The organism is Pseudanabaena sp. CCNP1317, assembly GCF_034931345.1.
In the GTDB taxonomy this organism is placed as follows: Bacteria; Cyanobacteriota; Cyanobacteriia; order Pseudanabaenales; family Pseudanabaenaceae; genus Pseudanabaena; species Pseudanabaena galeata.
Genome location: NZ_JAYGIF010000061.1, coordinates 1 through 13,043 on the forward strand (window position 1 = coordinate 1; position 13,043 = coordinate 13,043).

Genomic DNA, 13,043 nt, shown 5'->3' on the forward strand with positions numbered 1-13,043 from the left:
ATTGTAAGTTCGATTTTTACTTTTGTGCCTTCTACACTTATTAACTTTGCCGACATTTTCTTTCTTGATCTCCTTCGTTATTCTTTCATTGTTCTACAATCTTCGTATTATGTCAAGGTCGCACCCCTGAGAAATAGAGTCGCCCTGCATAGTCCACCTCACGACCCATTGCCAAATCAACATGACCGATTAGGCTATTTCCCACTTTAGCACTAGCCCTACGGATAAATATAGTCCCAGATTGGGTGACAAAGTTATAGACACCCGATGCTGTGCGAATTTCTTGATTTGACATTATCTCTATCCATTTGCCATCACGGTAAACCAATCGCGATCTTTGAATAACTTTGGGCAAATCCTCTGGAAATAAATTAGAAAATTTTGCTGACAGAATTTTTGCTCCTAAACCTATTTGTATCTATCAGCCAAAGCCAACATTGCATCTAACTGAGAATCCATCAACAGACATTGTTCCAAATGCCCAATATCCAAATCAGGCAAACATAAACTATGGGAACTCTCCACATAATCCCCATCCTGCAAGCAAAAAATACTAATCTTCCCATCTTCCCAAAACCAAACTTCAGGAACCTCTAGCAATTGATATTTTCTAAGCTTAGCGACATTACCACTCGTCACCACCACCTCAATACACAAATCCGAAATCTCTTTTTCTGTATCAAAGTTATAGGACAAATCTGCTTGAAATTTGGTGCGTCCTTGCAATGACTGCGTATATGCGCCAGTAGACACAAACCGAATGCGCTTGAGCGTGAAATATGAAATTAGCAATGCCCCAAGCAAACTACAGATCATTTCATGCAGTCGTCCAATACCCACAATTTCTAACACTCCCTCACAATAAATCAGGCGCACACCATCAATATCCGCAAAAGCAGATTCTAAGGCTTGAAACTTTTCCCACGTTACGAACTGCCTAACAATATGTTCGTTATTAGACTTAGCTAAAGCTTGGATCATGGCTTGTAGACTCACCGCTTAACGTCATGATTTTAGCTTAAATTTTTAGATACTGTGAGGCGATTTCTTGATTGTTAAGGGATATATATCTCCCTTAGTCATTTGTAGACCGAAGCGTTGATATTGAGAAAATATTTAAGACGACAATCTCATGTGACAGCTTTTAAGTTATTGCCTTTATTGACTCAACATCAGGTAGACTGTCCGTCTCAGCACTTCTGACTAATTTGCGAATACGTGCAACCTCAGCAAAATATTGCTCTATTTGCTTTTCTTCATTATCTCCAAAAGTTTTAGGGCTATCGAGCAATCTTCTATACAAATCATAAAACTCTGATTCTCCAAGCCGAAAAGCTTTCATTCCTTCTGCTACTTTTAGACCTCGGTGAAAACTTAGTGACAGAGCCACATGACTAGAAATTGTCACTAGAAGCCATTTTGCATTTGAATTTCCATCTTGTGGTGTAATTGCGCCAATCAATGGCACTGCCCAAGACGAAAGAATTGTCCAAACAACACAGTAGTAATGAAAAGATGTATAAATTACTGCTTTTTTCTTCCAAAATCTCAGCGTTCCTTGAATTCTTGTAAAATGTTGTTCAAGCTGCTTTCTTGTGTGTTCAGAAAAGTAATCGGAATCACTGAAAGACGATCCTCCAGGATGTAAAGGAACTTTTCCAATAAGATTACGAATAGAAGGGATCAAAGTTACACTTGCTAATGAAACATAGACACAAATCGCTGCAATCCAGTAATCCATGAAGACTCCAAAAGAATATATTTTAGTGTCTTAGTTTAGCAAGGAATTGTGTATTGAATTTGCGTTGCTATATGCTATGTCAATAGAGAATGGTCATTACTAACGCAAAGTCTAGAGTAAGGTTTACCCATTTTACCAACGCAATTTCCTCAGATTAAGGATCAATGTCACGGTGGTGAATGTAAATTAGTAGGTAGAACCAAAAACAGCAAAAGCAAAACTAGATATGTTTGATGAAATCGCCGATAAATTTGAGGCGGCTTGGAAAAAGTTACGCGGACAGGACAAAATCTCTGACTCCAATATCCAAGGCGCGATTCGCGAAGTACGCAGGGCGCTATTAGAGGCAGATGTCAACCTACAAGTTGTCAAAGAATTTGTCGAAGAAATCTCCAAACAGGCACAAGGCGCTGACGTGATCGCAGGGGTACGCCCCGATCAGCAATTTATCAAGATTGTCTATGACGAATTGGTAAGGACGATGGGCGAGGCAAATGTGCCACTTGCCGAATCTGCCAATGCCCCCACTGTAATTTTGATGGCAGGTTTGCAGGGTACGGGTAAAACTACTGCTACTGCCAAATTAGCTTTGCATTTACGCAAACTAGAGCGCACTACCTTACTCGTAGCCACTGACGTATATCGTCCTGCGGCGATCGACCAGTTGCTCACCCTCGGCAAGCAAATCAATGTGCCAGTCTTTGAAATGGGTGCTGATGCTGACCCTGTAGAGATTGCCCGTCAAGGATTGGCAAAGGCGAAGGAATTAGGCGTTAATACCGTGATCGTCGATACGGCGGGACGCTTGCAGATCGATCGCGACATGATGGATGAACTCAAGCGCGTCAAGGATGCGATTAATCCCGATGAAGTGCTGCTGGTTGTCGATGCGATGACAGGGCAAGAGGCGGCAACATTAACTCGTACATTCCATGATGAGATTGGGGTTACAGGCGCAATCTTGACCAAGATGGATGGCGATACTCGTGGTGGTGCAGCGCTATCGGTGCGACAAATTTCGGGACAGCCGATTAAATTTATCGGTGTCGGTGAAAAAGTTGAGGCGTTGCAACCCTTCTATCCTGAGCGTATGGCTTCGCGGATTTTGGGCATGGGCGATGTGCTGACGCTAGTTGAGAAAGCGCAAGAAGAAATTGATCTTACTGATGCCGCGCAGCTTCAAGAGAAAATTCTGAGCGCTAAGTTTGACTTTGACGACTTCCTAAAGAATACCCGCATGATGAAAAACATGGGTTCCTTCGGTGGAATGTTGAAGATGCTGCCTGGCATGAAAATCAATGATGCCCAAATCCAAGAGGCTGAAAAGCAACTCAAGCGTTGTGAATCGATGATTTCTTCGATGACTAAACAGGAGCGCAAAGATCCCGACCTAATTGCTAAAAGTCCGAGCCGCAAACAACGAATTGCGAACGGCGCTGGTTATAAACTTCAGGATGTGACTAAGCTCGTTGCAGATTTCCAAAAGATGAGAGCCTTGATGCAACAAATGGGACAAGGCAAAATGCCCAACTTCCCTGGAATGCCCAACATGGGCGGCGGCGGATTCCCTGGAATGGGTGGTATGGGCAACCAAGCCCCATCAGGTAATCCTGTTTATGGCAAGAAGAAAAAAAAGAAAAAGGGATTTGGCGAGTTGTAGGGGTTTAGCATTTGCGCGACTATCTCCAAACTCTCCACCAAAACCTCAATTCGCAAATGCTCAACCCTCTTTGCTTTAACTGATCAATTATCCCTGCGTTTTGAGATTAAGGGCAAAGCATTCCCAAATTCAAAGGATCTGAAAATTTATCAATTTCTGCGGGAATGCTTTGCCCCTACATAAATGGCTTAATCAATCATCAATTACCAAACTAAATGCAACCAAAAATCATCATTCATGGCGGTGCGGGTAGCACTGTCGAAAGTAAAGGCGGCTATGAACCTGTCCGCAAATCTCTATTTGCGGTTCTGGAAAACGTTTATCCGATGCTCCTTGATGGCGTGAAAGCGATCGATGCTGTCGTCAAGGCTTGTCAAATGCTCGAAGACGATCCGCGATTTAATGCGGGGACTGGATCGGTTTTACAGTCCGATGGTCAAGTGCGGATGAGTGCTTCGATTATGGACGGCGATCGCCAAAGTTTTAGCGGTGTCATCAATACCGCAAGAGTCAAAAATCCCATTGATCTCGCTAAGCATTTGCAGACTAGCGACGATCGCGTTCTCTCTGATTACGGCTCGGCGGAACTCACTCGCGAATTAGGCATTCCGATTTACAATCCCCTCACCGATGAACGTCTTGCCGAATGGGTAGAGGAGCGCAAAACTAACTTCACTCGCAAAATGGCAGATGTGGCGATGGGAACTATCGGCGCAGTGGTCTTGGATCAATATGGCAGCATTTGCGTGGGGACATCCACAGGTGGACGTGGCTTTGAGCGTATTGGTAGAGTTAGCGACTCGGCAACCCCTGCGGGTAACTATGCCACTAAATTTGCTGGTGTAAGCTGTACGGGTGTCGGTGAAGACATTCTTGATGAAGGCTTTGCGACTAGAGTGGTGGTGCGTGTTACTGATGGTATGACACTTCAGCAAGCTGTCGAAAAATCAATCAATGAAGCGAAAAGTCGCGATCGCGATTTTGGTGCAATTTGTCTGGATGCTACGGGGGCGATCGCATGGGGCAAGACCTGTCCCGTATTGTTCGCTGCATACCATGATGGCGAAAAGATGCAAGATACACTTTAAAGTTAAGGTGAGCGTAGCTCACCTTAACTTTAAAATCACGATCAAGATGAGCTAAGCTCTTCAAGAGGCATGAACTGAAACTGTATGAAAGATGTAATTGTGATCGGCGCAGGGATGGCAGGATTAACCTGCGCTCAACAACTAAAGCAAGCGGGGCTAGATGTCACCATTGTTGAGAAGTCAGCAGGTGTGGGCGGACGAATGGCAACTAGACGTTTGCAAGGTACTTGGGTCGATCATGGCGCACAACTCATATCTGTGAAAAGTGACAGTTTCGGGAGATTTGTTCGCAAACTCCAAGAAAAAGGCATTGTTCAAGAGTGGACGCGCAATGTCTATCAACTATCGTCATCTGGCTTGCGTCCTCCTGATGCCGATGCCAGACATGCACGCTATTGCTGCCCAAGAGGAATGACGGCGATCGCCAAATCCCTTGCCATGGAAATTCCGATCATTAACAATGCTCGCATCGTTGGGGTCAGCCACAACGATACCAAATGGCAATTAGTAACTGATCGCCAAGAAACTCTCGAAACTTCGGCGATTATTTCAACCATACCCGCCCCTCAATTTTTACCTTTATTTGAAGAGGTTCTGACCTTAGCACCGAGCTTTCTGCAAGCTGTCCAATCAGTCAAATTTGCCCCCAGTGTGACGATCATGGCTGGTTACAATGCCAGTAACTCAGTGCCATCCGAGTGGCAAGCAATTAGATGTATCGATGATCCCATTCTTGATTGGATTAGCTACGACAGTAGCAAACATGCAGACAAAGCCATACAACCTGTCTTTGTCTTGCAAAGTACTGCCGAATTTGCCAAACAATCAATGGAGGAGCCTGATTTGGAAATCGCGGGTAAGCCTTTGCTCAATCAAGTGGGGAGACTATTGGCAAAATGGCTAGCTAGCCCCGAATGGTGGCAAGTGCATCGTTGGCGCTACGCGCTCGCCGAAGAGTCTTTAGGGGTTTCTTGCCTATCCACAGCGATTCCTTTGGCGCTTGTCTGTGCAGGTGACTGGTGTGCTGGCAAAAATATTGAAGCTGCTTATCATTCAGGTATTGCCGCCGCAGAGTCAGCGATCGAATTACTCAAAGTTTAAACCTAAAAATAAAGGGCGTGCAAAGCACGCCCTTTATTTTTAGAGAAAGTGATTGACAATCAATACAATCTTTTGTGATAATTGGCAATTGTGAGATTTTATTGAGCAGCAAGACTCTTGGCTAATGTAATTGTTATTGGGGCACAGTGGGGTGATGAAGGTAAAGGCAAAATCACCGATTTGCTGAGCCGCTCCGCAGATGTCGTTGTTCGCTACCAAGGCGGTAATAATGCAGGACATACGGTCGTCGTTGGCGATCGCACCTTTAAGCTACACCTGATTCCTTCGGGAATCCTGTATCCCAAAACGGAATGCATCATTGCCAGTGGCACAGTGATCGATCCGAAGGTGCTTCTTGAAGAAGTGGATCGACTCAAAGATTTGGGTATATCAACAGAAAACCTATTTATTGCCGAAACCGCCCATGTGACCATGCCTTACCATCGTGTGTTAGATCGCGCCTCAGAGGATCAGCGAGCCGAACACAAAATTGGTACAACAGGGCGTGGTATCGGACCTACCTATGCTGACAAATCCGAGCGTGTAGGTATTCGGATGATTGACTTAATGGACGAAAAGCGCCTAGCTAAAAAGCTCCGTTGGGCGATCGAACAGAAAAACATTGTTTTACAAAAGCTATATAATTTAGAACCACTTGATGCCGAAGCGATCATTGAAGAATATCGCGGCTATGCCGATCGCCTCCGTCCCCACGTAGTTGATGCTTCGCTCAAGATCGACGCAGCTATCCGTGAACGTCGCAATATTTTGTTTGAAGGCGCACAGGGAACATTGCTTGACCTCGATCATGGCACATATCCCTACGTCACCTCATCAAATCCCGTTGCAGGTGGTGCTTGCATCGGCGCTGGCGTGGGACCAACCTGCATCGATCGCGTGATTGGTGTAGCCAAAGCATACACAACTCGCGTTGGGGAAGGTCCTTTTCCGACCGAGTTGCACGATGAAATTGGCAATCACATCGGCGAGATTGGTGCAGAATTTGGCACAACCACAGGGCGCAAGCGTCGTTGTGGTTGGTTTGACGGCGTAATCGGTCGTTATGCAGTGCGGATCAATGGGCTGGACTGCCTTGCGGTCACCAAGCTTGATGTACTCGACGATCTCGAAGAAATCAAAGTTTGTACCGCCTACGAACTCGATGGCAAAGTTACCCGTGACTTCCCCAGTGACGCACGAGCTTTTGCTAGAGCGATCCCCATCTATGAAACCTTACCTGGATGGAAGCGATCTACTAGCGAATGTAAAACCGTTGAAGAGTTACCCACCGAAGCCAAGGAATATCTTAAGTTTCTAGCTGACTTGACTGGGACTCCGATCGCGATCATCTCTCTAGGCGCAAGCCGAGGACAAACCATTATCGTGGAAGACCCCATTCATGGTCCAAAACGCGGTTTGTTGAGAGCTTAGATTTAGCACTCAGCTTCTAGCTTTTAGCTTTTAGCTTCTGGGTTAAATCTAGGCAATGACAACTACAAATTAAAAGCCAATAGCTAATCGCTAACGGCTAAAAGCCATTAAGCAATCACCAATTACCAAAATGCAACTACAAATTAACGCTACTACTCGTCCCCCAGCCAACAATCGCGCTCTTCGTCGCGGTGGTCAAATCCCTGCGACTGTATATGGACACAAAGGATCTGAGTCAATCTCGATCGCTCTAGATGCTAAAGAAGCAACTACCTTACTTCGCGAAGCTACGATCAATAACACAATGATCGAAGTAAATGTAACCGATGGTGATTTCAAAGGCAAAACACTATTGCGTGAAGTTCAAAATCATCCTTACAAAAACTCTATTTATCACCTTAGCTTTTTTGCGATCGAGGCTCAGTCGAAGATCGAAGTAGACATTCCTTTGCACTTCGTAGGCGTACCTGTAGGCGTAAAAGTTGGCGGTGGCTCCGTGGACACAATCAAGAATTATGTGCGTGTATCTTGCGCTCCAAGCAATATCCCTGAAAGCTTTGAAATCGATATTACCCCTCTGGAAATCGGTAAGGGTGTGCATGTTAGCGAAATTAACTACCCTGAAGGCGTTAAACCTGTAACCGAAAGCACTGCTCTCGTTGTTACCATTCTCAAGAAATAAAAAAAAGGGGCGCTTCGCGCCCTTTTTTTTATTTCTTTAAAAGTTGATAGGCGGCGCTTCGCGCCGCCTATCAACTTTTATACCAAAACAAAAAATGGCGTAGCCATTTTTTGTTTTTAAAACCCTTACTGGGTTTGGTTTTCAATTCACAAAAGTGTTGCTACGCTTTCGTGAATTGGTATTAGAGGGTTTATGATTGCTATACAAGAACGATATGCCGATCGCGATCGACTTTTAACCATCCTTCATCCTGTAATAATTTCATCGCTCTAGTAACAGTGACGCGGGTACTGCTAATCGCACTAGCAAGGTGCTGGTGCGTAAGACGCACAGTCAGGCGAGTTCCACCGTCAACAGGGATGCCAACTTCTTGCTTAAGCAGAAGCAGAATTTGGCGGAGACGCTCTTCTACCCGTTTATTACTAACTAGCGCTAGCAAAGCTTCCGTTTGCTGAAGTCGACGATTGAGATGTTGCAAAATGCCATGATAAAGCTGAGGTGATTGTTCTAGCTCAATTAAGGTAAACCTCATTAAGTCAACATCTGATAGGGAAATCGCTTGATAAGGTTCAAGGTTTGTTAATGGCAAGCCAAAGGGCATTGCTTGTACTGCAAAGCCAACCAAAACTTCATCGCCTGACGGATGCAGGGTATTTAGTTGCACAACACCACGACAAACCACCCATACTTCATGCGGATACATGGGAATAATTTGTCCACTCTTGTAAGTGTGCATGGTACGACCGCGATAAATCTCTTCGAGCGATCGCCGCCAATCGGTTACAGAATGGGTGGAGTTAAGATCAAAACTTGAGAACGTATATGTCATAAAAGCGTGAGGTACACATTAGTGATCCTATGTGCTTCTCGACACTATCGGGTTAAGCCTAGTTTATCTAATCAATAAATTATTCTTAAATTCTTGCAGAATGTGAAGGGGTGCTTTGCACCGCTTCACACTTTATTATTTAATAACTGATGTTACGTGGAAGGAATTCTTGCGATGGCGTAAGTCTAGGGCTGGCACGGGGGCGCAGCCCCTACAAGATCTAAAATTTACAGGTAGGGGCAAGCCCCCCGTGGTTGCCCTGTTAACGTCAGTTCGACGAAAGCGAAAAATGGTAAGAATCGCTAAGCGATTCTTACCATTTTTCGCCATTTGCGGCGTGCGAAGCACGCCGCAAATGGCTATATCGAACTCACGTCCTGTTATGCTAGCAGCAAGAGGTTCATTATCTGAGTTCCATGTAACATCAGTTAAGAACTAGCGTAATGTTGTTGTCTTTGGGTGGAATATCGCTAAATGCTTCAAAATACTCTTTAGCTACTGGCGGAAAGTTAGGAAACTCAAATTTGGCATCACCATCAGCAATATATGCCCAAAAATAACGAAGTTGTGGTGTTAAGGTTTCCGCTAACTCTACAGGCAAATTGAGAGGCGGATGAGTTAGTAATCTCAGAACAAACGGATGGGAATGATTTCCCATCCATTCCCGTGAGAAATGTAATAGATCAGCTTGCTCAGGAATTGACTTGACGCGAAAAGATTCTATTTCTAGGCGATCGCCTGCTGCATCAGAAATGTAATTGAGAACGCGGTAAGGGTGAGGATAGCTCACCAGAGAACCCGTAGTGATGTCATAGAGATCGTAGCGATCGCTATAGGTAACATCCTGCACATGGAGATGCCCAGTAAAGACTAACTTCACATTTGCCTGATGTAAAACTTTGCATAGCCGCTCATTATTGCCCAGCATATAGCGCTTACCGAGAGCATTGCGGGATTGGTCATGCATGTGTTCCAACACATTATGATGAATTGTCACTAAGTTCAATTCATAGTCTTGATTTTCAAGAACCGATTGCAACCAAATTAACTGCTCATCATCGATCCAGCCAATTTGTTGTCCATCAGCATCAAATTGATTAGAGTTCAATCCAATTAGACGAACTTTAGGTAATACTTCGCATTCATAATAAAGTTTATTTGGTTCACTAAGTCCATGCTCAAAGCCAAACTTGGTATAGTGAGGAGAGAATTTATCAAAGGTATCGATTCTTGGTACATCATGGTTTCCCGCAATCACATAGACAGGATAGGGAAGTTTCGCGAGTCGCTCCGATAACCATTGATGGTTCTCTGGTTCTCCATGCTGGGTGAGATCCCCTGGTAAAAGTAGAAAGTCTAAGTCTAGGTTAGCCAGTTGCGACAGCACTTCTTCAAAGGCGGAGATGCTGTACTCAACGAGGTGAAATCGCGCAGGATGTTGCCAAATCGTATGGGGCAATGCGATATGCAAATCGGAGGCGATCGCAAATTTAAACTTAAGTGCCACCTAGATCCAAACCATGAGTAATTACCCTTTGATTATAGAGTATAGCTAGATATAGGCGATCGCAAGATCGCCGTTATATAGCTTTCACCATTTGTATTAGAGACGAGTTGCGGCGCGAAGCGCCGCAACTCGTCTTTTGGGTTTGCGTCTTAACAAGACTGGCGACAGCTATACAAAGACAAAATGCCGTTTACAATGGTTTGGTTACATTGTTTCAAGATCCAAATTTGAATGGCTGAACTAGCTCTATCGTCGGCTCTAGTTAATCGTGCTGCCCTCACACCAATGATGCTGCACTATATCGAAATGAAGGAGCAATATCCCCATGCGGTGATGTTGTATCGATTGGGAGATTTCTTTGAAGCATTTTTTGAGGATGCAGAACTAATTTCGCGGGAATTGGAATTAGTGCTAACGGGGCGTGATGGTGGTAAAGCGATCGGGCGCATCGCCATGGCAGGAATTCCGCACCATGCCCTCGATCGCTATGCTAATCAGTTAGTTGAAAAAGGCTACTCGATCGCCGTTTGCGATCAGATGGAAGCAGCTTCAGAGGCACAAGGTCTAGTAAGGCGCGAAGTTACAAGGGTAATTACCCCCGGAACCGTGATCGAAGAGGGAATGCTGGCGGCGAAAAAAAATAATTTTTTGGTGGCGATCGCTAATGGGGGCGAAAATTGGGGCTTAGCCTATACCGATATTTCCACAGGTGAGTTTTCGGTCACCCAGTTAAATAGCACTGAACATTTAATTCAAGAATTATTACGTTTACAACCTGCGGAAGTTCTTATTCCCATTGATGTTCCTAATCCACAATTGTTTCGTGGTTATAAGGCGGAGAAAACGCAAGCTTTTTGGGAAGGAATTTCCCAAACAAAACAATCGAGTTTACCTGAACCCTATAACGCCTTACCTGAAAGCTTTTGCTACACGCCGCGATCGCAATCTGCCTTTGCCTTAGCTGAAGCCAAACAGAGAATTCTCGATACCTTTAGAGTGCGATCGCTTGAGGGCTTTGGCTGTAAGTCTTTACCTCTAGCAATTAGAGCCGCAGGAGGGATTTTAGAATATCTGGAATCCACTCAAAAAAGCGTAAAAATGCCATTGCAAGGGATTTCCACCTATGCGATCGCTGATTACTTAATTCTGGATAATCAAACACGCCGCAATCTCGAAATTACGCAAACCGTGCGTGACGGCACTTACTATAGTTCACTCCTATGGGCGCTAGACAAAACCACCACGGGCATGGGTAGCCGAGCCTTGCGCCGTTGGCTATTGCAACCACTTAAAGATATCAACGCGATCAATGAACGTCTCGATACAATTACAGAACTCCTAAAGCAACATTCTCTACGCAAGAACTTAAGAAGTTGTCTGAGTCAAATCTATGACATCGAGCGTTTATGTAGTCGAATTGGTGCAGGTACAGCAAATGGACGCGATTTAATTGCTGTCGCAGTATCACTAGAAAGAATGCGTGATGTTGCGGATGTGGTGGCGAGATCCAATTCTCGATATTTAAAAGCTTTGCAGTCCGTACCATCGGAACTATTACAACTGGGGGATCAATTACAAAGAACTCTCGTTGAAGAACCGCCAATTTACATTACCGAAGGAAATATTATTCGTTCAGGAGTCAATGAACAACTTGATCGCCTGCGCCAACAAAGTCGCGATGATGTGGAATGGTTAGCAACTTTTGAGAAGCAGGAAAAGGAACGCACTGGTATTAATACGCTCAAAGTTGGCTTTAATAAAGCTTTTGGCTATTACATCAGTATCTCTCGTGGCAAGAGTGAACAAGCTCCTGCTGATTACATCCGTAAGCAAACCCTGACTAATGAAGAGCGTTATATTACACCTGAACTAAAAGAGCGCGAAACAAGGATTCTTAATTCCGATAGTGAATTGAAGCAATTGGAATATGATCTGTTTGTGGAGTTAAGGTTACTCACCGCTAAACATATTGAACCAATGCGAACCCTCGCCGCCGCCCTCGCTGCTGCCGATGTGTTGTGTAGTCTCGCTGAAGTTGCTGTGACCTATAACTATTGTCGTCCCCAAATTACCAGCGATCGCGCGATCGCTATTCACAACGGTCGTCATCCCGTAGTTGAGCAGTCCCTTCCCGCAGGTTTCTTTGTTCCTAATTCTACCTATTTAGGTCATGAAGTCCAGAATCCAGACTGCCCAGATTTAATCGTCTTAACAGGGCCAAACATGAGCGGCAAAAGTATCTATTTGCGGCAAGTGGGACTAATTCAATTAATGGCGCAAGTAGGCAGTTTTGTCCCTGCGGAATCCGCAACGTTAGGTGTATGCGATCGCATATTTACCCGTGTCGGTGCAGTGGATGATCTTGCCACAGGTCAATCCACTTTCATGGTGGAAATGAATGAAACCGCAAATATTCTCAATCATGCAAAGGATCATTCATTGGTATTACTCGATGAAATTGGGCGCGGTACTTCCACCTTTGATGGCATGGCGATCGCTTGGTCAGTCGCTGAATATATCGCCAATAAGATCAAAGCACGCGGTATTTTTGCTACCCATTACCATGAACTCAATGAACTCGCGAGTCTGCTTCCCAATGTTGCCAATTTCCAAGTTACGGTCAAAGAACTAGAAGATGAAATCATTTTCTTACATCAAGTCCAAGAAGGCGGCGCAGATCGTTCCTATGGTATTGAGGTGGGGCGTTTAGCAGGGTTGCCTGCGAGTGTGATTAGTCGTGCTAAGCAAGTTTTAGAACAAATTGCTAAAAATAGTCACATTGCTACGGGCTTGAGATCAGGTGGATCGACTAAAGCAAATAGTCAATCAGGCGATCGCTCACCAAAGTCTTCATTAAAATTGGCTAAAGATTTACCCCAAGAAGCGCAAATGACAATTTTTGATACTCATTCTCCATAGACTAAATATGATAGTTTGAGTAAGATTCATCCATCTCTACTTTTCGAGACTTTTAAAGTTTGCTATAAATTGCTATAAATTTGGG

General features: G+C 44.5%; 11 protein-coding genes. 6 read left to right on the top strand and 5 right to left on the bottom strand.

From position 1 onward, the window contains the following. Positions 1-112 precede the first annotated feature (112 nt). From VB775_RS13320 to VB775_RS13330, 3 genes are all read right to left on the bottom strand, one after another. A complete protein-coding gene (locus VB775_RS13320; protein WP_281009266.1) occupies positions 113-295 on the bottom strand; it encodes a hypothetical protein in 183 nt (60 codons plus the stop codon). A gap of 113 nt (positions 296-408) precedes the next feature. Further along, the gene (locus VB775_RS13325; protein ID WP_281009265.1) at positions 409-981 is read right to left on the bottom strand and encodes a Uma2 family endonuclease; all 573 of its coding nucleotides are present in this window, start codon (positions 979-981) and stop codon (positions 409-411) included. 163 nt (positions 982-1,144) lie between these two features. Further along, on the bottom strand, positions 1,145-1,741 hold the full coding sequence (locus VB775_RS13330) for a hypothetical protein (RefSeq protein ID WP_281009264.1): 597 nt from the start codon (positions 1,739-1,741) through the stop codon (positions 1,145-1,147). A 226-nt stretch (positions 1,742-1,967) separates the two neighbouring features. Here VB775_RS13330 and ffh point away from each other — a divergent pair, with 226 nt between their 5' ends. The 5 genes from ffh to VB775_RS13355 all read left to right on the top strand — a co-directional run bounded on the left by ffh (position 1,968) and on the right by VB775_RS13355 (position 7,703). Beyond that, positions 1,968-3,401, top strand: coding sequence for a signal recognition particle protein (ffh, locus tag VB775_RS13335; protein WP_281009263.1), 1,434 nt, complete (start codon positions 1,968-1,970; stop codon positions 3,399-3,401). Between the two features lie 215 nt (positions 3,402-3,616). Next, entirely contained in the window at positions 3,617-4,489 is an 873-nt protein-coding gene (locus VB775_RS13340; RefSeq protein ID WP_281009262.1) for an isoaspartyl peptidase/L-asparaginase, read from the top strand. 84 nt (positions 4,490-4,573) lie between these two features. Next, positions 4,574-5,590, top strand: coding sequence for an NAD(P)/FAD-dependent oxidoreductase (locus VB775_RS13345; RefSeq protein WP_281009261.1), 1,017 nt, complete (start codon positions 4,574-4,576; stop codon positions 5,588-5,590). Positions 5,591-5,707: 117 nt separating this feature from the next. After that, positions 5,708-7,021 carry an adenylosuccinate synthase gene (locus tag VB775_RS13350; protein ID WP_281009260.1) on the top strand — a complete coding sequence of 438 codons (1,314 nt, stop codon included), beginning with the start codon at positions 5,708-5,710 and terminating at the stop codon, positions 7,019-7,021. 130 nt (positions 7,022-7,151) lie between these two features. Next, complete coding sequence (locus VB775_RS13355; protein ID WP_281009259.1) at positions 7,152-7,703, top strand: 50S ribosomal protein L25/general stress protein Ctc; 552 nt, start codon at positions 7,152-7,154, stop codon at positions 7,701-7,703. Positions 7,704-7,902: 199 nt separating this feature from the next. Here the strand turns inward: VB775_RS13355 and VB775_RS13360 are convergent, their stop codons facing one another. Then, positions 7,903-8,532 (bottom strand): Crp/Fnr family transcriptional regulator, encoded by a 630-nt coding sequence (locus VB775_RS13360; RefSeq protein WP_281009258.1) that lies wholly within the window; start codon positions 8,530-8,532, stop codon positions 7,903-7,905. 424 nt (positions 8,533-8,956) lie between these two features. Then, positions 8,957-10,039 carry a metallophosphoesterase family protein gene (locus VB775_RS13365; protein ID WP_281009257.1) on the bottom strand — a complete coding sequence of 361 codons (1,083 nt, stop codon included), beginning with the start codon at positions 10,037-10,039 and terminating at the stop codon, positions 8,957-8,959. A gap of 231 nt (positions 10,040-10,270) precedes the next feature. On the opposite strand from VB775_RS13365, the gene mutS reads away from it, so the two are divergent. Beyond that, positions 10,271-12,958 (top strand): DNA mismatch repair protein MutS, encoded by a 2,688-nt coding sequence (gene mutS, locus VB775_RS13370; RefSeq protein WP_281009256.1) that lies wholly within the window; start codon positions 10,271-10,273, stop codon positions 12,956-12,958. Positions 12,959-13,043: the final 85 nt, after the last annotated feature.

Coding starts and splice junctions, on each gene's coding strand:
- VB775_RS13320 (WP_281009266.1), bottom strand. CDS start 295: ATGTCAAATCAAGAAATTCGCACAGCATCGGGTGTCTATAACTTTGTC.
- VB775_RS13325 (WP_281009265.1), bottom strand. CDS start 981: ATGATCCAAGCTTTAGCTAAGTCTAATAACGAACATATTGTTAGGCAG.
- VB775_RS13330 (WP_281009264.1), bottom strand. CDS start 1,741: ATGGATTACTGGATTGCAGCGATTTGTGTCTATGTTTCATTAGCAAGT.
- ffh (WP_281009263.1), top strand. CDS start 1,968: ATGTTTGATGAAATCGCCGATAAATTTGAGGCGGCTTGGAAAAAGTTA.
- VB775_RS13340 (WP_281009262.1), top strand. CDS start 3,617: ATGCAACCAAAAATCATCATTCATGGCGGTGCGGGTAGCACTGTCGAA.
- VB775_RS13345 (WP_281009261.1), top strand. CDS start 4,574: ATGAAAGATGTAATTGTGATCGGCGCAGGGATGGCAGGATTAACCTGC.
- VB775_RS13355 (WP_281009259.1), top strand. CDS start 7,152: ATGCAACTACAAATTAACGCTACTACTCGTCCCCCAGCCAACAATCGC.
- VB775_RS13360 (WP_281009258.1), bottom strand. CDS start 8,532: ATGACATATACGTTCTCAAGTTTTGATCTTAACTCCACCCATTCTGTA.
- mutS (WP_281009256.1), top strand. CDS start 10,271: ATGGCTGAACTAGCTCTATCGTCGGCTCTAGTTAATCGTGCTGCCCTC.